The 20,494-nt window shown below is 69.0% G+C and carries 18 protein-coding genes and 2 tRNA genes; 15 read left to right on the forward strand and 5 right to left on the reverse strand.

Annotated elements, in window-relative coordinates; translation table 11 throughout:
• Window positions 1–34: 34 nt before the first annotated feature.
• A complete protein-coding gene (locus ACU6WZ_RS19605; RefSeq protein WP_447029381.1) occupies window positions 35–1,294 on the reverse strand; it encodes a GNAT family N-acetyltransferase in 1,260 nt (419 codons plus the stop codon).
• An 87-nt stretch (window positions 1,295–1,381) separates the two neighbouring features.
• Between ACU6WZ_RS19605 and ACU6WZ_RS19610 the strand changes: the two genes are divergently transcribed.
• The gene (locus ACU6WZ_RS19610) at window positions 1,382–2,545 is read left to right on the forward strand and encodes a PP2C family protein-serine/threonine phosphatase (RefSeq protein ID WP_447029382.1); all 1,164 of its coding nucleotides are present in this window, start codon (window positions 1,382–1,384) and stop codon (window positions 2,543–2,545) included.
• 51 nt (window positions 2,546–2,596) lie between these two features.
• Window positions 2,597–3,043 (forward strand): HD domain-containing protein, encoded by a 447-nt coding sequence (locus ACU6WZ_RS19615; RefSeq protein WP_447029383.1) that lies wholly within the window; start codon window positions 2,597–2,599, stop codon window positions 3,041–3,043.
• Here ACU6WZ_RS19615 and ACU6WZ_RS19620 read toward each other — a convergent pair.
• The gene (locus ACU6WZ_RS19620) at window positions 3,040–4,287 is read right to left on the reverse strand and encodes an acyltransferase family protein (RefSeq protein WP_447029385.1); all 1,248 of its coding nucleotides are present in this window, start codon (window positions 4,285–4,287) and stop codon (window positions 3,040–3,042) included. The genes ACU6WZ_RS19615 and ACU6WZ_RS19620 overlap by 4 nt on opposite strands.
• Before the next feature lie 514 nt (window positions 4,288–4,801).
• Between ACU6WZ_RS19620 and ACU6WZ_RS19625 the strand changes: the two genes are divergently transcribed.
• Complete coding sequence (locus ACU6WZ_RS19625) at window positions 4,802–4,996, forward strand: hypothetical protein (protein ID WP_447029386.1); 195 nt, start codon at window positions 4,802–4,804, stop codon at window positions 4,994–4,996.
• A gap of 89 nt (window positions 4,997–5,085) precedes the next feature.
• Here the strand turns inward: ACU6WZ_RS19625 and ACU6WZ_RS19630 are convergent.
• Window positions 5,086–5,159, reverse strand: a tRNA-Gly gene (locus ACU6WZ_RS19630).
• Between the two features lie 139 nt (window positions 5,160–5,298).
• Between ACU6WZ_RS19630 and ACU6WZ_RS19635 the strand changes: the two genes are divergently transcribed.
• The 5 genes from ACU6WZ_RS19635 (at window position 5,299) to clpX (ending at window position 9,981) form a co-directional block, all read left to right on the forward strand.
• Window positions 5,299–5,375 (forward strand) — tRNA-Pro (locus tag ACU6WZ_RS19635).
• A 191-nt stretch (window positions 5,376–5,566) separates the two neighbouring features.
• On the forward strand, window positions 5,567–6,964 hold the full coding sequence (tig, locus tag ACU6WZ_RS19640) for a trigger factor (protein WP_447029387.1): 1,398 nt from the start codon (window positions 5,567–5,569) through the stop codon (window positions 6,962–6,964).
• Between the two features lie 241 nt (window positions 6,965–7,205).
• Entirely contained in the window at window positions 7,206–7,811 is a 606-nt protein-coding gene (locus ACU6WZ_RS19645) for an ATP-dependent Clp protease proteolytic subunit (protein ID WP_447034140.1), read from the forward strand.
• Window positions 7,812–7,852: 41 nt separating this feature from the next.
• Window positions 7,853–8,539: an ATP-dependent Clp protease proteolytic subunit gene (locus tag ACU6WZ_RS19650; protein ID WP_447029388.1), complete on the forward strand. Its 687-nt coding sequence runs from the start codon at window positions 7,853–7,855 to the stop codon at window positions 8,537–8,539.
• Between the two features lie 158 nt (window positions 8,540–8,697).
• On the forward strand, window positions 8,698–9,981 hold the full coding sequence (gene clpX / locus ACU6WZ_RS19655; protein ID WP_447029389.1) for an ATP-dependent Clp protease ATP-binding subunit ClpX: 1,284 nt from the start codon (window positions 8,698–8,700) through the stop codon (window positions 9,979–9,981).
• Window positions 9,982–10,055: 74 nt separating this feature from the next.
• Here clpX and ACU6WZ_RS19660 read toward each other — a convergent pair whose 3' ends face one another.
• Window positions 10,056–11,039, reverse strand: coding sequence for a hypothetical protein (locus ACU6WZ_RS19660; RefSeq protein WP_447029390.1), 984 nt, complete (start codon window positions 11,037–11,039; stop codon window positions 10,056–10,058).
• Between the two features lie 136 nt (window positions 11,040–11,175).
• On the opposite strand from ACU6WZ_RS19660, the gene ACU6WZ_RS19665 reads away from it, so the two are divergent.
• Window positions 11,176–13,827, forward strand: a complete 2,652-nt coding sequence (locus ACU6WZ_RS19665; protein WP_447029391.1) for a valine--tRNA ligase — start codon at window positions 11,176–11,178, stop codon at window positions 13,825–13,827.
• Window positions 13,828–13,885: 58 nt separating this feature from the next.
• On the opposite strand, the gene ACU6WZ_RS19670 is transcribed toward ACU6WZ_RS19665, so the two are convergent.
• Entirely contained in the window at window positions 13,886–14,968 is a 1,083-nt protein-coding gene (locus ACU6WZ_RS19670) for a rod shape-determining protein (protein ID WP_447034141.1), read from the reverse strand.
• 118 nt (window positions 14,969–15,086) lie between these two features.
• On the opposite strand from ACU6WZ_RS19670, the gene folC reads away from it, so the two are divergent.
• The 6 genes from folC (at window position 15,087) to mreD (ending at window position 20,483) form a co-directional block, all read left to right on the forward strand.
• Window positions 15,087–16,619 carry a bifunctional tetrahydrofolate synthase/dihydrofolate synthase gene (gene folC / locus ACU6WZ_RS19675; protein WP_447029392.1) on the forward strand — a complete coding sequence of 511 codons (1,533 nt, stop codon included), beginning with the start codon at window positions 15,087–15,089 and terminating at the stop codon, window positions 16,617–16,619.
• A gap of 5 nt (window positions 16,620–16,624) precedes the next feature.
• Entirely contained in the window at window positions 16,625–16,993 is a 369-nt protein-coding gene (locus ACU6WZ_RS19680) for a DUF4233 domain-containing protein (protein ID WP_447029393.1), read from the forward strand.
• An 80-nt stretch (window positions 16,994–17,073) separates the two neighbouring features.
• Entirely contained in the window at window positions 17,074–17,487 is a 414-nt protein-coding gene (ndk, locus tag ACU6WZ_RS19685; RefSeq protein WP_447029394.1) for a nucleoside-diphosphate kinase, read from the forward strand.
• A 292-nt stretch (window positions 17,488–17,779) separates the two neighbouring features.
• Window positions 17,780–18,799, forward strand: coding sequence for a rod shape-determining protein (locus tag ACU6WZ_RS19690; RefSeq protein WP_447029395.1), 1,020 nt, complete (start codon window positions 17,780–17,782; stop codon window positions 18,797–18,799).
• A 57-nt stretch (window positions 18,800–18,856) separates the two neighbouring features.
• The gene (mreC, locus tag ACU6WZ_RS19695; protein WP_447029396.1) at window positions 18,857–19,798 is read left to right on the forward strand and encodes a rod shape-determining protein MreC; all 942 of its coding nucleotides are present in this window, start codon (window positions 18,857–18,859) and stop codon (window positions 19,796–19,798) included.
• A 13-nt stretch (window positions 19,799–19,811) separates the two neighbouring features.
• A complete protein-coding gene (mreD, locus tag ACU6WZ_RS19700; RefSeq protein WP_447029397.1) occupies window positions 19,812–20,483 on the forward strand; it encodes a rod shape-determining protein MreD in 672 nt (223 codons plus the stop codon).
• Window positions 20,484–20,494: the final 11 nt, after the last annotated feature.

Raw genomic sequence — 20,494 nt, forward strand, 5'->3', positions numbered from 1 at the left:
CCACGGAGGCGTTGGAGGGGCGTTCGAGGGGGCGTCAGAACCCGTGCGGAAGCCACGGCGCGACCCCAGCCCCGAAGGCGACCGACGCCTCGCTCAGCGCTCCGGGCCGCAGTTCCCGCACCCGTCCCGCCGCCGCCAGCGAGGCCAGGCTGACGCCGCCGAGATACGCGGCGCCCAACTCCCGTACGGACAGCGCCAGATCCGCCGCCTCGGCCGTCCGCCCGCACGAGGCACCGCCCTTGTCGTCGCCGGTGAGCCGCCAACGCCCCTCGTTCCAGGGGCAGAAGGCGTCCGTCACCTCGAACACCACATCCACCGGCGCCAGATACGCCCGCGCCTCCAGCGCCACCCCGACGTTCACCAACCGTACGAACAGCGAGTCCTTCAGCCCTACGTCGCACCGCCGGATGTCGGACACGAGATGCTGCCAGGCATCGTCCACAGGCCGGTTGCGCAGCCGGATCCGCGATGTCAGGTCGATGTCGAAGAGGAAACGCCACAGCGCCCCGTACGCCGCCGGATCGAGCGCCTCCAAGTCCCGCAGCACGACGGCGCCGTCGGTCCCCCTCCAGCCCGTACCGGGCCGGACCTGGAACCGGACGTACCCCACGACCTCACTGACCTCACCGCTGCCGCCGCCACCCCGCTCGGCCAGCACACACCGCAGCGGTGACGCCCCGCCCCGCTCACTCTCCGGGTCGAGCAGCGGCTGCCGCTCCCAGTGCGGCCGGCGCGCGAGCATTCCGGGCCGGGTCGGCACGTTCCGCGCGTACACCGCCTCGCAGGCGCGCCGCACCCCCGCGTCCTGCGCCCTCACCTCGGTGAGCCGTACGCCGTCCGTCCCGTCCGGCACCGCCAGCCGCACCCGGGACGTGTCGATCTCCGCAGCCAACTGCTGCGTCGCCATGCCGTACCCGAAGCGGCCGTAGATCGCGGGCTCCGAAGCGGTGAGCAACGCGAGGGGTTCACCGCCCGCCCGCACGTCGTCGAGCTGGCGCCGCATCATCGAGGTCAGGGTCCCGCGTCGCCGGTGCGTCGGCGCCACGCCCACGAAACTCAGACCCGCGGCCGGGACCAGCGCGCCACCGGGCACGGTCAGGCCGAACGAGAAGGTCGAGGCGCTGCCGACGCACGCGTCCCCGTCCCAGGCCCCTAGACTCCGCCCGGGCTCGGTCGCGTCGCGGAAGAACTCCCGCGCCTCCCGGCTCTCCGCGACGCCCCCGAAAGCAAGCTCCACCGCGTCGAACCAGACATCCCACTCGTCCGGTCGCAACACCCGCAGTTCCGTGGTCATATGCCATGCCTATCAGGCCACCGGCATTCGGGCGACCCGATTTCGAACGCATTGTCACAGGGGTCCCCCTGCGGAGCAGCGGCGGAGATGGATAAGGTCCCGGCAATGGCAGGTGGAGTAGGAACCGAATCGTTCTCGGCCCGGACGCGCAAGTCGGCGCACCGGGCCCGGAACGCGCTGCGCAAATCCGGCGTCGACTACTTCCGGGGTGACGGCTCGGACTGGATCGCCCTCGCGGGCCTGCTGCTGACCGTCCCGGCGATCGCCCTGGCCACGATCGCCATGCCGGTCTGGTGCGCCCCGTCCGCCCTCGTCCTGCCCATCGTGGCCGGCGGCCTGCTGCTGCGCCCCGCCAGCCTGCTCGGCCTGTACGCCGCCGCCGCTGCGGCTCTGATCGTCGAGTCGGCCGTGCTCGGGCCCTACACGCAGGGCCCCGGCCGGGTCACGCCCGGGACCGTCCTCACCGTCGCGGCCTGCGGTTTCTTCGGCCTGGTCATCGCCCAGTTCCGGGCCCGGGTCGGTGTCCCGTGGCGGCGCGGCGGCACCATGCTCTTCGACCTGCGCGAACGCATCCGGGTCCAGAGCGCCCTGCCCAGCCTGCCCCAGCACTGGCACAGCGAGATGTCCCTGCGGCCCGCCGGCGGCCAGTCCTTCTCCGGTGACTTCGTGGTCGCGGCCCGCACCGGCGGGGGCCGCACCCTGGAGGTCGTCCTCACCGACGTGTCGGGCAAGGGCATGGACGCGGGGTCGCGGGCGCTGCTGCTTTCGGGGGCGTTCGGCGGCCTGCTGGGCTCGCTCCCGCCGCACGGATTCCTGCCCGCCGCCAACGGCTATCTGCTGCGCCAGGACTGGGACGAGGGCTTCGCGACCTCCATCCACCTGGTGCTCGATCTCGACTCCGGCGACTACGAGCTGCTGTCGGCCGGCCACCTCCCCGCCCTCCAGCTGCACGCCGGCAGCGGGCGCTGGGAGGAGAAGTCCGGCGAGGGCCCGCTGCTCGGGGTGTACGACGGCGCCCAGTTCGACCCGGTCAAGGGTTCACTGGCACCCGGCGACGTCCTGATGCTGTTCACGGACGGCCTGGTGGAGGCGTCGGGCCGGGATATCGCGGAAGGCATCGACCGGCTCACGGGCGAGGCCGACCGCTATGTGGCGTCGGGTTTCCAGGGCGCGGCCTGGCACCTCATCGAAGCGGTCGCGAAGGACGTCAACGACGACCGGGCGCTCCTGCTGATCTGCCACGACGCGTGAGGCCGGCCGCCTGGTCACGGCCCGCCACGTAGCGCGCCGTACAGTCGGACCATGCCGCACCTGACCCTCGCCGAAGTGGAAGCGATCGCCCGGGCCGCGCATGCCGCCCAGAGGGACAAGGCGGGCCGTCCGTACGCCGAACACCTCGCCGCAGTCGCCGAGGGCGTACGAGCACGGGGCGGCAGCGAGGAGCAGATCGCCGCCGCGTGGCTGCACGACGCGGTCGAGGACGACGCGCTGTCCGCCGAGTGGCTGGCCGGGGCGCAACTGCCGCAGGCCACCAAGGACATGGTCCTCGCGGTGACCAAGCGCCCGGGGGAGGACCTGCCCGCGTACACCCGGCGCATCCTCGCGACACCCGGCGCGCGCCTGGTCAAGGAGGCGGACCTCGCACACAACGCGGACCCCGGCCGGCTCGCCGTACTCGACGAGGTGACCAGGGCCAGGCTCACGCTCAAATACGCACAGGTGCGGGGTCTGCTGGGGGCGGAAGGCTAGGGCGTTTTCTGGGGAGGGTGCTGGACCTTCCCCGCGTCGCGGCGGAACGCCCAGTTCATCTCCGGCTCCAGCGCCCAGCGCAGCAGCCGACGTACCGCCGGCGTGCAGAGCAGCGTGACCGCACAGGCCATGGCCACGGTCAGGGCGACCTCGCCGAGCGGGCTGGAGATCCAGGGGAACATCTCGAACAGGCCCGCGTAGCCGGCGCCCTTCACCAGGAATCCGTGCAGCAGGTAGCCGGCGAGCGTGCCCGCGCCGAGTACGGTGAACCACATCGGGCGGCGCGGCACCCAGGACAGGAAACAGGCCGTCAGTACCAGGGAGCAGCCGAAGAGTGCGAAGGTCATTATGACCCCCACCCACCACGGCGAGCCGATCTCCTGCGAGGCGCTGCTGTGGTAGAACCACCGCAGCCCGATGCGCGGGGCCACCCAGTAGCCGAAGACCAGCGTGCTCAGGACCACGGGAATCGCCAGCAGCCTGACCTCCCGGCGCCGCACCATCTGGAAGTGCTCCGGCTTCAGCAGCAGTCCGAGCACGAAGAACGGCAGGAACTGCAGGATGCGCTGGAGGTTCAGGTCGTCCCCGATGTCGGGGGTCACGGTGGCGAACACCGCGATGGTGAGCGCGACCGGCAGGGGGTGGCGCAGGGCCAGCCAGATGGGGGTGGTGAGCCGCCAGACGAACAGGGCGATCAGGAACCAGGTCAGGTACCAGGGGTCGAGCAGGCTGACGGTCTGCGTGGGGTCGTCGGCCGCCTGCTTGAACAGGGTGTAGACGGTTTCGAAGATCACATACGGTACGGCGACGCCCGTGATCAGGCGCTGTACCTTCCGCCGGCTCATATCGAAGCTGCGCGAGAAGTAGCCGGAGATGATGATGAACGCCGGCATGTGGAAGGTGTAGACGATGATGTAGAGCGCGCGCGTCGCGCGGCTGCCGTCCATGACCGGTTCCCACATGTGCGCCACGGCCACCAGCACGATCGCCAGGTACTTGGCGTTGTCGAAGAACGCGTCCCGCTGCTTGGCGGCGGGGGCGGGGGCGGTCGGGGAAGCCGCGGGGGCGGCGGCGGTGGCGCTGCTCGTGGGGGAGGCGGCGGGCGTGGTGGCGGTGGCGCGAGGAGCCGCGCCGGCCCCGGACCGCGTACTGCGAGCGACAGTCCGGACAAAGGGGTTCTGGGGCTCCTGGTCCCGGCCCGGTGGGAGCGGGGCCCTCTGATATCCGTGCGGAGCGTGAAACATCTGAGGCACCCTAGCGTCGCCGGTCAGATTTCGTAAAACATTGGTCCGCGGTGTCTGGTATTCGCGCGGATACCCCGTGAAGAGACCAAGGCGACATCGTGACGGCACTTTATGGCAGGGCGCACATCCATGCGCCCGTATGGGTCAACTCATCCCATTTAAACGGGTCATAACACCCTCGGGTGACTCTGGCGATATGTGCGTCTCATTACGCCTTTGTCGCCCCGGCGGATGTGTGGCGCGAGGCTATTCGAATTTGTTGCGCACATGGTGTGTGGATAGAGAAGTGATCACGCTTATTACTCCGGCGCGGGGCAGTCGCATTCAGCGGCGCGCAGTGCGGTGCCCGCGCCCTGGTGTGTACGCCGGGCTTCCGGCGGCGCACGCCCGTCACCGACGTTGTGTCACCCGGCAGCCACCACGGGTGAGTTGGTGGCACGATGGTGCCTGCGGGAGTGCGCTGTGCCGTGCACTCCCGGGCCGGCAAGGCGGACCGACCAAAGGTGTGATCAGTGTGGCCATTTCACTGTCAGTGGTGCTTCTGTTGGCGATCGTCCTTGTGGTGTTGATCCGCGGGGGCTCCATCAAGGCGGGACCGGCGTTGGTGGCCGTGCTCTTCGGCTTCTTCCTCGCGTCAACCGGGATGGCGCCGTCGATCAACCGCTTCATGGACTCGATAGCGGACACGATCAACCAGATCAGCTTCTGAGGCCGTGGCGGCCTGCCGGCTCCGGACGCGGCTCCCGACACGACTGCGGCCCGGCTCGGTGACGTGTCACCGAGCCGGGCCGCAGTCTGTGGAGCGGGCGACGGGAATCGAACCCGCGTAGCTAGTTTGGAAGACTAGGGCTCTACCATTGAGCTACGCCCGCATGCCGCACCGCAGGTCGGGTGACCGCGGCACGAAAAGTATCGTAGCGGGTCCCGGCCCGTCGGCGCACACCTGTGACCGCCTGCCGGTCATGGGGAGGCCGCCCGCCCCGCGGGCATGTACCCTACGTGTCGCACCGACGGGGTGTGGCGCAGCTTGGTAGCGCGTCCGCTTTGGGAGCGGAAGGTCGTCGGTTCGAATCCGGCCACCCCGACCATCAACAGACACCACCGGCCTTACGGCCTGGTGCGCGATCCCGATCAAGATCGCGTTGTGGGAGTCTTCCTGCTTGCCGTTACTATGCAAACTGCGTGCCCGTGTGTCTGATGTGCCGGGCTCGATACGGCGAAGCCGCCTCCCGCGCGGCCCAGCAGAACCCAAGAAGTCAGCCACCAAGGAGACCGAACCGTGAAGAGCGCCGTGGAGACCCTGAACCCGACCCGGGTTCGGCTCAGCATTGAGGTGCCCTTCGAGGAGCTCAAGGACAGCCTCGACGCGGCGTACAAGAAGATCAACCAGCAGGTCACGGTGAAGGGCTTCCGTAAGGGCAAGATCCCGAACCGCGTCATCGACCAGCGGTTCGGCCGTGGTGCTGTGCTGGAGGAGGCCGTCAACGACGCCCTCCCGAAGTTCTACACCGAGGCTGTCAACGAGGGTGAGCTGAACGTTCTCGGCCAGCCCGAGGTCGACATCACCGAGCTGAAGGACGGCGAGCTGCTGTCCTTCACCGCCGAGGTCGACATCCGCCCGACGATCGAGATCCCGGACTACTCCGGCATCGAGGTCGAGGTCGACGCGGTCGAGGTCAAGGACGAGGACGTCGACAAGGCCGTGGAGGAGCTGCGCGAGCGCTTCGCCTCCACCAACCCGGTCGAGCGCGCCGCCGCCGCAGGTGACGTCGTGACGATCGACCTGCAGGCCAAGGTCGACGGCGAGGTCCTGGAGGACGGCGTCGCCGAGGGTGTCTCGTACACCATCGGTTCCGGCGAGCTCCTCGAAGGCATCGACGACGCCGTGACCGGCCTGGAGGCCGGTGGCGAGACCACCTTCACCTCCGAGCTGAAGGGTGGCACCGCAGAGGGCAAGGAGTCCGAGGTCACCGTCAAGGTCACCGCGGTCGCCTCCCGTGAGCTGCCCGAGCTGGACGACGACTTCGCGCAGATGGCCAGCGAGTTCGACACTCTTGACGAGCTCCGCGCCGACAGCCGCAAGCGCCTCGAGAACATGAAGCAGTTCGACCAGGCCACGCAGGCCCAGGAGCGCGTCCTGGACAAGCTGCTGGAGCTGGTCGAGGTCCCGATCCCCGAGAAGCTTCTCGCGGACGAGGTCAAGACCCGCAAGCACAACCTGGAGAACCACCAGCTCGGCCAGATGGGCCTGGACATCGAGAAGTACCTCGAGATCCAGGGCAAGTCGGCCGAGGAGTTCGACGCCGAGCTCGGCGAGCAGGCCGTCAAGGGCATCAAGACGCAGTTCATCCTCGATGAGCTCGTCAACAAGGAGAAGCTGAACGTCAACCAGGAGGAGCTCACCGAGCACCTCATGCGGCGCGCGCAGTCCTCCGGCATGAGCCCCGACCAGTTCGCCCAGGCCGTGGTCGAGGGTGGCCAGGTGCCGATGCTCGTCGGCGAGGTCGCCCGCGGCAAGGCGCTCGCCGTGGTCGTCGAGGCCGCCAAGGTCACCGACACCAACGGTGAGGCCGTCGAGTTGGAGGATGACGAAGACGAGGCTGCCGAGGCCACCGAGGCTGAGTCCGCCGACGAGAAGGCTGCCGACGAGAAGTCGGACGAGAAGACCGAGGCCTGAGCCACGGTCCGATCAGCTTGATCCGCGGGTACGGGCCCGGACGCGCCATGCGTCCGGGCCCGTACCCGTACGGGGCCCACCTTGCGCTCCCAGCGAACAGTTCGGGAAGCGGGATGGCGTTGTCCTACCTGCGCGTTAGGGTCCATGAAGAGGAGAGTGGGGAGTCCCCGCCCTCCAGGTACGAAGACGCTGAGACGGCCCGAGCCGTCAGAGACGAGCAGGTGTATACGTGACGAATCTGATGCCGTACGCCGCGGGTGAGCCGTCCATCGGTGGAGGCCTCGGCGACCAGGTCTACAACCGGCTGCTCGGCGAGCGGATCATCTTCCTCGGCCAGCAGGTCGACGATGACATCGCCAACAAGATCACAGCGCAGCTGCTGCTCCTTGCCGCCGACCCGGACAAGGACATCTACCTGTACATCAACAGCCCCGGCGGTTCGGTGACGGCGGGCATGGCGGTCTACGACACCATGCAGTACATCCCGAACGACGTCGTCACCATCGGCATGGGCCTCGCCGCGTCGATGGGCCAGTTCCTGCTGACCGGTGGCACCGCGGGCAAGCGCTTCGCGCTCCCCAACACCGACATCCTGATGCACCAGGGCTCGGCCGGCCTGGGCGGCACCGCCTCGGACATCAAGATCCAGGCCGAGCAACTGCTTCGTACGAAGAAGCGCATGGCGGAGATCACCGCCCGGCACTCCGGTCAGAGCGTCGAGACGATCATTCGTGACGGTGACCGCGACCGCTGGTACACGGCGGAGGAGGCCAAGAACTACGGCCTCATCGACGAGATCATCAGCTCCGCTTCGGGCGTTCCGGGCGGCGGCGGCACCGGGGCCTGAGCCCCGCACCACGTTTCCCCGGCCCATCGAACGCCATCAGGATGGTGAACACCCACATGAACAACTTCCCAGGCGCCTCCGCCTCCGCGAGCGGCCTCTACACCGGCCCGCAGGTGGACAACCGCTACATCGTCCCGCGCTTCGTCGAGCGCACCTCGCAGGGCGTGCGTGAGTACGACCCGTACGCGAAGCTCTTCGAGGAGCGCGTGATCTTCCTCGGCGTGCAGATCGACGACGCCTCCGCCAACGACGTCATGGCGCAGCTGCTGTGCCTGGAGTCGATGGACCCGGACCGCGACATCTCCATCTACATCAACAGCCCCGGTGGCTCGTTCACGGCCCTCACGGCCATTTACGACACGATGCAGTTCGTGAAGCCGGACATCCAGACGGTCTGCATGGGCCAGGCGGCCTCCGCCGCGGCCGTGCTGCTCGCCGCCGGTACGCCGGGCAAGCGCATGGCACTGCCCAACGCGCGGGTGCTCATCCACCAGCCGTCCTCGCAGACCGGCCGCGAGCAGCTCTCCGACCTGGAGATCGCGGCCAACGAGATCCTCCGGATGCGCACCCAGCTGGAGGAGATGCTGGCGAAGCACTCCACCACGCCGCTGGAGAAGATCCGCGACGACATCGAGCGGGACAAGATCCTGACCGCCGAGGACTCCCTTGCGTACGGTCTGATCGACCAGATCGTGTCCACCCGCAAGAACGCCCCCGTGGGCGCCTGACGCCGGCCAGGCCCCAGCAGCCCGCCCCTTGGCACGGTCCACGTCCATGTGAACCGCGCCAAGGGGGGCCCGAACGGGGGGCCAGGCAAGGTACCGTCGGATATGAGGCACCAGGAGTCGCTGAACGTGGCGTCTCCCAGGCGAAGGGGAAGCACCTCGTGGCACGCATCGGTGATGGCGGCGACCTGCTCAAGTGCTCGTTCTGCGGGAAGAGCCAGAAGCAGGTGAAGAAGCTCATCGCAGGCCCCGGTGTGTACATCTGCGACGAGTGCATCGACCTCTGCAACGAGATCATCGAGGAGGAGCTCGCAGAGACCTCCGAGGTGCGGTGGGAGGAACTCCCCAAGCCGCGCGAGATCTACGAGTTCCTCGAGGGGTACGTCGTAGGCCAGGAGCCCGCCAAGAAGGCCCTCTCGGTCGCGGTCTACAACCACTACAAGCGCGTTCAGGCCGGTGAGAACGGCGGCGCCGCCGGGCGCGAAGACGCGATCGAACTCTCCAAGTCCAACATCCTCCTGCTGGGCCCCACCGGCTCCGGCAAGACGCTGCTGGCCCAGACGCTCGCCCGGATGCTGAACGTCCCGTTCGCCATCGCGGACGCGACGGCGCTCACCGAGGCGGGCTACGTCGGCGAGGACGTCGAGAACATCCTGCTGAAGCTGATCCAGGCCGCCGACTACGACGTCAAGAAGGCCGAGACCGGGATCATCTACATCGACGAGATCGACAAGGTCGCCCGCAAGAGCGAGAACCCGTCGATCACGCGCGACGTTTCGGGCGAGGGTGTCCAGCAGGCCCTGCTGAAGATCCTTGAGGGCACGACGGCGTCGGTGCCGCCGCAGGGCGGACGCAAGCACCCGCACCAGGAGTTCATCCAGATCGACACGACGAACGTGCTCTTCATCGTGGGCGGCGCCTTCTCCGGCCTGGAGAAGATCATCGAGTCGCGGGCGGGCGCGAAGGGGATCGGCTTCGGGGCGACGATCCGCTCGAAGCGGGAGATCGAGGCGAGCGACCAGTTCCAGGAGGTCATGCCGGAGGACCTGGTGAAGTTCGGGATGATCCCGGAGTTCATCGGCCGTCTCCCCGTCCTGACCTCGGTCCACAACCTGGACCGTGAGGCGCTCCTCCAGATCCTGATCGAGCCGCGCAACGCGCTGGTGAAGCAGTACGAGCGGCTCTTCGAACTCGACGGCGTGGAGCTGGAGTTCGAGCGCGAGGCGCTGGAAGCGATCGCGGACCAGGCGATCCTCCGCCAGACGGGCGCGCGCGGTCTGCGCGCGATCATGGAGGAGGTCCTGATGTCGGTGATGTACGAGGTCCCGTCCCGCAAGGACGTCGCCCGCGTCGTCATCACACGGGACGTCGTCCGCAACAACGTCAACCCGACGCTCGTCCCACGCATCGTCAAGGACGACGGCCGCCACGAGAAGTCCGCGTAGCGGCTGCGCACGTACGCCGAAGGGGCGCCCGACCGGTTCGACCGGCGGGGCGCCCCTTCGCGTTGTCTTGCGCGTTACTTGATCTCGACGCGGATGTCGTCGCGCAGCTTGGCGGCGTTCTCCGCTGCCTCCTGCAGCGGCACGCCCAGCCCGGCCAGCATGGTGCCGGCGTCGGAGGACGTGACGTTCACCAGCGTGCTGCGGTCGCCCCACACGCACATCGCCGTCTTGAGGCTCTTGGGGGCGCTCGCGTCCTCGGGGGCGAGATCACTGATCGTGAACTCGGCTTCCTGGCACTTCATGACGCCGTTCTCGAAGCCGGCGGGCGTGAACTCCTGCGGGCTGCCGACGACCTTGAAACCCTGGTCCGAGCCGGCCGAGTTCTTCTTCAACTCCGCGAGGAAGGCGTCGACGACCTTCTCGGGGTCGTCGATCTCCCCGTACACACCATAGAAGTTGAGGCCCTTCTTGCCCATGCCCTCGCCGGCCGTGTACTGACCGTGAGCGTCCTTGGGGTTGGTGACGCCCCTTTCCTCGAACTCCTTGATGTCGTCGGCCGTCATGGAGCCGCTGCCCGCGGAGGGCGATTCCGACTTCTTGTACGCCGCCTGGAGGACCGTTGACGGCGTGGTCAGCCGGTACGTCTTGCCGTCGTCGGCGACAGAGCCGCCACCGCCCGCCGTCAGGAAGTACACGCCGCCCCCGATGACCGCCAGCGCGACGACCACCGCGCCCACGATCAGGCCCGTCTTCTTCTTCGGGGCCGGCGGCGGCGGCGGGACCATGCCGCCGGGGTACTGGGGCTGCTGGCCGTAGGGGCCGGGCTGCTGCGGCTGACCGTACGGGCCCTGGGGTGGCTGCTGGCCGTACGCCGGCGGCTGCTGGCCCTGCTGCGGGTACCCGTACCCGGGCGGCGGCGGTGCCTGCTGCGGGTAGCCGTAGCCGGGCTGGCCCTGCGGAGGCTGCGGGACCTGCTGACCGTACGGGCCCTGGGGCGGCTGCTGACCGTAAGGCCCGGGCTGCTGCCCGCCGTACGGGCCCGGCTGGTTGTGGCTCATGGGCTGGGTTCCCCTCCAGATGCTTATGCGCTCCTCACATCCTGTCCCAGGCTCCGCCGCCCCGGGGCCGCGGGGGGCCAGCCGTTACCAAGAATCCGGTTTCGGTACGGGGCTGTGACGCCCGTAAACTGAGCTGGTGACCGAGAACTCTCAGCAGCAGCCAGCCGCCCAGACCCCCGAACTGCCGACTCAGTACGCGCCGGCCGAGGTAGAGGGGAAGCTGTACGAGCGCTGGGTGGAGCGCGGTTACTTCGAGGCGGACGAGAAGAGCGACAAAGAGCCGTACACCATCGTCATCCCCCCGCCCAACGTCACGGGCAGCCTTCACCTGGGCCACGCCTTCGAGCACACGCTGATCGACGCGCTCACCCGCCGCAAGCGCATGCAGGGCTACGAGACGCTGTGGCAGCCGGGCATGGACCACGCCGGCATCGCCACCCAGAACGTCGTCGAGCGTGAGCTCGCCAAGGAGGGCAAGTCCCGCCACGACCTGGGCCGGGAGGCGTTCGTCGAGCGCGTCTGGCAGTGGAAGGACGAGTCCGGCGGCCAGATCTCCGGGCAGATGAAGCGCCTCGGTGACGGAGTTGCCTGGTCGCGCGAGCGGTTCACGATGGACGAGGGCCTGTCCAAGGCCGTCCAGACGATCTTCAAGAAGCTGTACGACGACGAGCTGATCTACCGGGCCGAGCGCATCATCAACTGGTGCCCGCGCTGCCTGACGGCCATCTCGGACATCGAGGTCGAGTACCAGGAGGACGACGGCGAGCTCGTCTCCATCCGGTACGGCTCCGGAGACTCCGAGATCGTCGTCGCGACCACCCGCGCCGAGACGATGCTCGGGGACACCGCCGTCGCCGTCCACCCCGACGACGAGCGGTACGCCCACCTCGTCGGCAGTGAGATCGAACTGCCGCTCACCGGCCGCCGGATCCCGGTCGTCGCCGACGAGCACGTCGACCCGGAGTTCGGCACGGGAGCCGTCAAGGTCACCCCGGCCCACGACCCGAACGACTTCGAGATCGGCCGGCGGCACGGTCTGCCGAACCTCGCCGTGATGGACGAGCGTGCGGTGATCACCGCGCACGGCCCGTTCCAGGGCCTCGACCGCTTGGAGGCGCGCAGCGCCATCGTCGCCGCGCTTCGGGCCGAGGGCCGGATCGTGGCGGAGAAGCGCCCGTACGTCCACCAGGTCGGGCACTGCTCCCGCTGCAAGACCACCATCGAGCCGCGCCTGTCCCTGCAGTGGTGGGTCAAGGTCGGCCCGCTCGCGAAGGAGGCCGGCGACGCGGTCCGCGACGGCCGCGTCACGATCCACCCCAAGGAGATGGAGCCCCGCTACTTCGGCTGGGTCGACAACCTCCGGGACTGGTGCATCTCCCGTCAGCTGTGGTGGGGGCACCGGATCCCGGTCTGGTACGGCCCGAACGGCGAGGTCGTCTGCGTCGGCCCCGATGACGAGGCGCCCACCGGCGAGGGCTGGCACCAGGACACCGACGTCCTGGACACGTGGTTCTCCTCCGGCCTGTGGCCTTTCTCCACGCTGGGCTGGCCCGAACAGACTCCGAGCGTCGAGAAGTTCTACCCCAACTCCGTGCTGGTCACGGGCTACGACATCCTCTTCTTCTGGGTCGCCCGGATGATGATGTTCGGCCTGTACGCGATGGACGGCACCCCGCCGTTCCACACCATCGCCCTGCACGGCATGGTCCGCGACCAGTTCGGCAAGAAGATGTCGAAGTCCTTCGGCAACGCGGTCAACCCGCTGGACTGGATGGACACCTACGGCTCCGACGCGGTCCGTTTCACGCTGGCGCGGGGCGCGAACCCCGGTGTGGACGTCCCGATCGGCGAGGACTGGGTCCAGGGGTCCCGCAACTTCGCGAACAAGATCTGGAACGCAACCCGCTTCGCGCTGATGAACGGCGCGACGGTGGAGGGTGAGCTGCCGCCCGTCGATCAGCTGTCGGCCACCGACCGGTGGATCCTCTCGCGGCTGAACGCCACGGTCGCCGAGGTCGACGCGTACTACGACGACTACCAGTTCGCGAAGCTCTCGGACTCGCTCTTCCACTTCGCGTGGGACGAAGTCTTCGACTGGTACGTCGAGTTGTCCAAGACGACGTTCTTCGCCGGTGGCGAGGCCGCCAAGGTGTCCGGCCGCGTCCTCGGCGAAGTCCTCGACGTCACCCTGCGTCTGCTGCACCCCATCGTCCCCTTCGTCACCGAGACGCTGTGGACCACGCTCACCGGCAAGGAGTCACTCGTCATCGCCGAGTGGCCCACGGCTGTGTACGTTCCTGGGGCCGACGCCCCGGGCGGGTTCCGTGACGCCGGCGCCGAGCAGGAGATCGCGCTCGTCCAGCAGGTCGTCACCGAGGTCCGCCGTTTCCGTTCCGACCAGGGCCTGCAGCCGGGGCAGAAGGTCCCGGCCGAGCTCACGCTGACCGGTACCACGCTCGCCCCGCACGAGGCGGCCATGCGTCAGCTGCTGCGCCTCCAGCCGGCCGGCGAGGACTTCCACCCCACCGCGTCGCTGCCGGTCGCGGGGGCCAAGGTCGCGCTCGACCTGTCGGGCACCATCGACGTCGAGGCGGAGCGAAAGCGCCTCGCCAAGGATCTCGCGGCGGCCGAGAAGGAGAAGGCCCAGGCACTCGGGAAGCTCGGGAACGAAGCCTTCCTGGCCAAGGCCCCCGACAACGTGGTCGACAAGATTCGCGCGCGGCTCTCCAAGGCCGAGGCGGACATCGAGCGGATCACCGCCCAGCTGGCGACGCTGCCCGAGAAGTAGGGCAGCCCCGGGCGTGACGAGTGACCCCCGGCGCAACGGCGCCGGGGGTCACTCGTGCTCAGACACCGGTCGGGCTGTACGAGGACGCGCCCGACGGGCTGTAGAGCACGCGGGAGGCGCCGAAGGGCAGGGCGGGGCTGAACGACTCGGGGAGCGCGTCGAAGTCCTCGACACACCGGCCGGAGCCGAGCGCCACGCAGTCCAGCGGATTGTCGGCCACGAACACCGTGATGCCGGTCCCCGACGCGATCCGCAGATCGAGGCCAGGCAGCATCGCTCCACCGCCCGTGAGCGCGATGCCGTGCTGCATCACGTCACCGGCCAGCTCGGGCGGGCACTCCTCCAGCGTCGACTTCACCGCCGCGACGACGGCCTCGATCGGCTCCTCCAGTGCCGCCCGCACCTCGGTGGCGGTCAGCTCCAGGGTGGCCGGCAGCCCGGAGATCTTCTCCCGGCCGTGTACGACGAAGCTGCGCGTCTCCAGATCCGGATCCTCCGGCACCGGCCACGCCGAACCGATGGCGATCTTCAGTTGCTCGCCGCTGCGCTCCCCCACGAGCAGCCCGTGGTTCTTGCGTATGTGGTCGGCGATCGCCGCGTCCAGCCCGTCGCCGCCCACCCGCAGCGACTGCGACGCGACGATCCCGCCCAGCGAGATCACCGCGACCTCGGTCGTACCGCCCCCCATGTCGACGACCATCGAGCCGCGCGGATCCGACACCGGCAGCCCGGCGCCGATCGCCGCCGCCATCGGCTCCTCGATCAGCCGCACCGCACGCGCTCCCGCACTGTCGGCGGCGTGCACGATCGCGCGGCGCTCCACCGGCGTGATGCCGCTGGGGACGCATACGACCATCCGGGTGCGGGGCCTGCGGCCCGGCACCGCCTTGCGCACGAAGTACCGGATCATCTCCTCGGCGGCCTCGTAGTCGCTGATCACGCCTTCCCTGAGCGGCCGGATCGCGGTGATCGACCCCGGCGTCCTGCCGATGGTCTCCTTGGCGTCCGTGCCGACCGCGAGTACGGCCGTGGAGCCCGCCTTGACGGCCACCACGGACGGTTCGTTGAGAACGATGCCCTTGCCTCGGGCGTACACGAGGGTGCTCGCCGTCCCCAGGTCAATGCCGATGTCCTTGGCCATGTCGCTCACGTGAGAACCTCCCCGGGTCGTGATCTTCAAGGCTTGCACGGCTCCGGCCGGGGCGCCGCCGCAGAGGTCCCGTCTGGGGACTGTCGGTGGTGCTCCGTAGAATGGCCCCGTGAGCCAGCTCCCCCCGCACGATGACAGCGACGCCCCCGACGCCCCCGACGCCCCCGACGCCTTCGAAGAGATCGTCGAGGCCGCGACCGGCCGCGACCCCGACCTGGCGGTGATCGAGGCCGGCAGCCGTACCCTGCGCACCCAGGGCGCCGTCCCGCAGGGCGACGGCGCCGCCACCCGCCCACAGGACCCGGAGGTGGCCAAGGCGCTGCGCACGGTCGAGCAGGAGCTGCTCGGCCGCTGGCCGGAGACCAAGCTCGACCCGTCGCTGGTCCGGATGGCGGCGCTGATGGACGTACTGGGCGAGCCCCAGCGCGCGTACCCCTCGGTGCACATCACCGGGACCAACGGCAAGACCAGCACCGCCCGCATGATCGAGGCGCTGTTCGGCGCCTTCGAGCTGCGCACCGGGCGCTACACCAGCCCGCACGTCCAGTCGATCACCGAGCGCATCAGCTTGGACGGTGCCCCGATCGAGGCGGAGCGGTTCATCGAGACGTACCGGGACATCGCTCCGTACGTCGAGATGACCGACGGCATGCAGGAGCACCGTCTCTCCTTCTTCGAGACGCTCACCGGTATGGCGTACGCGGCGTTCGCCGACGCACCGGTGGACGTGGGCGTCGTCGAAGTCGGCATGGGCGGCAGCTGGGACGCGACCAATGTGATCGACGCTTCGGTCGCCGTCGTCACCCCGATCGACCTCGACCACACGGACCGCCTCGGTTCCACGCCAGGTGAGATCGCGCTGGAGAAGGCCGGGATCATCAAGCCGGGCGCCACGGTCATCCTGGCGCAGCAGCCGGTGGACGCCGCGCAGGTGATGCTGAAGAAGGCCGTCGAGGTCGACGCGACGGTGGCCCGCGAGGGCATGGAGTTCGGCATCGTCAGCCGCGAGGTCGCCGTGGGCGGCCAGATGATCACGCTGCGCGGGCTCGGCGGGGAATACGAAGAGATCTTCCTGCCCCTGCACGGCGCGCATCAGGCGCACAACGCGGCGGTGGCCCTGGCGGCCGTCGAGGCGTTCTTCGGCATCGGCGCGGAGCACGCGCGCACGCTGGACATCGACACTCTGCGCAAGGCGTTCGCCTCCGTCACCTCGCCGGGCCGCATGGAGGTCGTACGCCGCAGTCCGACCGTGGTCCTGGACGCGGCGCACAACCCGGCGGGCGCCCGGGCGGCGGCGGAGGCCGTCACGGAGGCGTTCAGCTTCAGCCGGCTGATCGGGGTGGTCGGTACCAGCGGTGACAAGGACGTGAAGGGCCTGCTCGAAGCCTTCGAGCCGATCTTCGCCGAGGTCGTCGTCACCAGTAACTCCACGCACCGGGCGATGGACGTCGACGAGCTGGCCGCGATCGCCGTCGAGGTCTTCGGCGACGACCGTGTGCAGGTCGAGCCGCGCCTCGACGACGCGCTGGAGGAGGCCATCACGCTGGCCGAGGAGGACGGCGAGTTCTCGGGCGGCGGCGTCCTGGTGACCGGTTCCGTGATCACGGTCGGCGAGGCCCGACTGCTGCTGGGGAGGGGCTGATTCCTGTGCGTATGCTCTGTGCGTCCACGCTGATCAGCGAGTTCTTTGTGATCGGCTTCGCCGGGCTGGTCGCGATGAAGTCCGACGACATGTCGATGACCACGGTCTGGACGGTGTGCGGCATCGGGATGCTGCTGTCGGTCCTGCTCTGCGGGATGCTGTCGCGGCCCGGCGGCGTTCAGCTCGGCTGGGCGCTCCAGATCGGGCTGATCGCGAGCGGTTTCGTGGTCCCGATGATGTTCTTCCTTGGCGCGGTCTTCGCGGGCCTGTGGTGGGCGTCCATCCATTACGGGCGCAAGATCGACGAGGCCAAGGCGAAGTGGGCCGCGCAGGCGGAGGCGGGAACCGAGGCCGGCGCACCGGGCCAGGCATAGGGGGCGTCCGGGTGCGGGGGCCGTGGCGTGCCCTTGTAGCCTCTGGGCATCGCATTCGCTATGCCCGCTAGGAGCCGTACATGACTCAGCGCACCCTCGTCCTTCTCAAGCCGGACGCCGTCAGGCGTGGGCTGATCGGCGAGATCGTCGGCCGTATCGAGCGCAAGGCCGGCTGGAAGATCACCGCGCTGGAGATGCGCGGCCTCGACCAGGCGACGCTGGAGCAGCACTACGGTGAGCACAAGGGCCGCCCGTTCTACGAGCCGCTCGTGGAGTTCATGTCGTCCGGCCCGGTCGTCGCTCTCGTCGCCGAGGGTGAGCGCGTCATCGAGGGTGTACGCCGACTGGCGGGTCCCACTGACCCGATTGCGGCAACGCCCGGCTCCATTCGTGGCGATTTCGGAACCATCGTCCGGGAAAATCTGATCCACGCTTCGGACTCCGAGGAGTCCGCCGAGCGGGAACTGAAGCTTTTCTTCCCCGGCATTTCCTGACATAACGTCAGCCATTCAGAGTCGTGCGCCTTGGGGCGACCGAAGTAATTCGGTCGCCCCCCGGCATATGCGAGACGATGCTGGGAACGCATCCCTCCGACACGACGTCACCATTACTGGGGCGGGTACGTGTTCCGCTCACAATGGCGAAGGACCCTCGCGCTGCGTCCGTGCAGGCGGCACCATTACGATGGAAGTCTCCACGCCCGCAGCACCCACTTCGCCGACCTCAAAGCCAACCGCTCCACTTGGGAAGGCCCGACGCATCCTCATGGGGAACAAGGGGAACTCAATGTCGTTCATCGGCCGTGACATGGCTGTCGACCTCGGGACCGCCAACACGCTGGTGTACGTCAGGGGCAAAGGGATCGTGCTCAACGAGCCCTCCGTCGTCGCCATCAACACGAACACCGGCGGCATTCTCGCCGTGGGTTCCGAGGCGAAGAAGATGATCGGCCGGACGCCGGGCAACATCGTTGCCGTCCGGCCGCTGAAGGACGGCGTCATCGCCGACTTCGAGATCACCGAGCGGATGCTCCGCTATTTCATCCTGAAGATCCACAAGCGCCGTTACCTGGCCCGTCCCCGGGTCGTCGTGTGCGTACCCTCCGGCATCACCGGAGTCGAGCGCCGCGCCGTCATCGAGGCGTCCACGCAGGCCGGTGCCCGTCAGGTGCACATCATCGAGGAGCCCATGGCCGCGGCCATCGGTTCGGGCCTGCCCGTCCACGAGGCCACCGGCAACATGGTCGTCGACATCGGTGGCGGCACCACCGAGGTCGCGGTCATCTCGCTCGGAGGAATCGTCACGGCACAGTCGATCCGGGTCGCCGGCGACGAGCTGGACAACGCGATCATCCAGCACATCAAGAAGGAGTACTCCCTCCTGCTCGGTGAGCGCACCGCCGAACAGATCAAGATCACCATCGGGTCGGCGTACGACCTCGAGAAGGACGAGCACACCGAGATCCGCGGCCGCGACCTCGTCTCGGGTCTGCCCAAGACCGTCGTGATCTCCGCTGCCGAGGTCCGCAAGGCCATCGAGGAGCCGGTCAACGCCATCGTCGACGCCGTGAAGACGACGCTCGACAAGTGCCCGCCCGAGCTGTCCGGCGACGTCATGGACCGCGGCATCGTTCTCACCGGCGGCGGCGCCCTGCTGCGCGGTCTCGACGAACGGCTGCGCCGCGAGACCGGCATGCCGATCCACATCGCCGAGGACCCGCTCGACTCCGTCGCGCTCGGCGCGGGCAAGTGCGTCGAGGAGTTCGAGGCGCTCCAGCAGGTGCTGGACGCCCAGCCCCGGCGGTGATCCTCTCCGCGATACACAGGCACGACAATCCCGACGAGGAAGGCACGGCCGCCGCACGTGAGGGACACACGAGAGAGCCGGCTGCTCCTGGTGCTGCTGATCGCCATCGCATTCGCTTTGATTACGGTGGACATCCGCGGTGGCGAACAGTCGCCGGTCGACGGGGCCAGGAGAGCCGCCGCCACCGTCTTCGGACCGGTGGAGAACGGGGTCTCCACCGCCGTCAACCCGATCGGAAACGCCATCGGCGCGATCCGGGACTCCGGTCAGCGCCATGACCGCCTCGCCGTGCTGGAGCGGGAGAACGCCGCACTCAAGCAGAAGCTCGGCAGCGACGACCGCAACCGCAGCCGCGTACGCGAACTGGACCGCCTCCTCAAGACGGCCGGCGCCGGCCAGTACGGCATCAAGGGCGCCGAGATCATCGGTATAGGAGCGGCCCAGGGGTTCTCCTGGACCGCCACCATCGACGCGGGCACCAACGACGGCATCAAGCGCGACATGACGGTGCTCAACGGTGACGGACTCGTCGGCCGCGTGACCACCGTCGGCCCCGACGCGGCGACCGTGCTGCTCGCCAACGACCCGGACTTCACCGTCGGCACCCGGCTGGAGAAGACGGCCGAACTCGGCTTCGCCACCGGCCAGGGCGACCGCCCGCTCGCCGTGCAGATGCTGAACGGCAAGGCCAAGGTCAAGGCCGGCGACCGGCTGGTCACGTTCGGCTCGCAGGGCGACCGGCCCTTCGTGCCGGGTGTCCCGGTCGGCGAGGTCTCCCGCGTCGACCCGTCCGGCGGTGACCTCACCCGTACCGTCTACGTTCGCCCGTACGTCGGCTTCAGCCGGCTCGACATCGTCGGCGTCGTCGTAGAAGCTCCCCGTACGGACCCCCGCGACACCGTCCTGCCGCCCAAGCCGGCGGGCCCCAAACCCACGCCCACGGTGACCGTCACCGTCCCCCCGTCGGCGCCGCCCGCCGCCGCCGACGGCACCCCGTAGGAGCTGACCCCCCATGCGCTTCAACCGGATGCTGCTCTCCGTGGCCCTGGTGTTCGTCGCCCTGGTCGTCCAGGTCAGCGTCCTGGCCAGACTGCAACTGCCGGGCGCCGTACCGGACATGATGCTCCTGGTCGTCCTTGGGCTGGCCTTCGTGTACGGGCACGTCAGCGGCGCGCTCATCGGTTTCGGCGCGGGCCTCCTCGCCGACCTCGCCCCGCCCGCCGACCACGCGGTCGGCCGCTACGCGCTGGTCCTGTGCCTCATCGGCTACCTCGCGGGCCTCGCCAAGCCGGAGAGCGGGCAGCTCAGATCCGCGACCGGCCCGATGGTCGCCGTCGTCGCGGCCGCCCTCGGCTCCACCCTGCTGTACGCCTCGGTGGGCGCCCTCGTCGGTGACACCGCGGCCCGCCATGTCGGCATCGTCGGACTGCTGTTCACCTCCGCGCTGTACGACCTGCTGCTCGCCCCGTTCGTCGTGCCGGTCGTCATGGCACTGGCCAGACGCGCCGAGAACGATCCGCTCGTCGACACCCAGAGCGGCAACGGCGGCGGCGACGTGGCCTCCGGCTGGCTCGCCTCGGGCACCGGCCTGCGCATCGGCGGCCAGCGCGGCGGGATGAGGATCAAGACCGCGCGCTCACGGGCCGCGCGGGCCGGACGTATCAAGGGGGGCAAGCGACTGTGACAGCTCGCATC

Source organism: Streptomyces hypolithicus, from assembly GCF_052934925.1.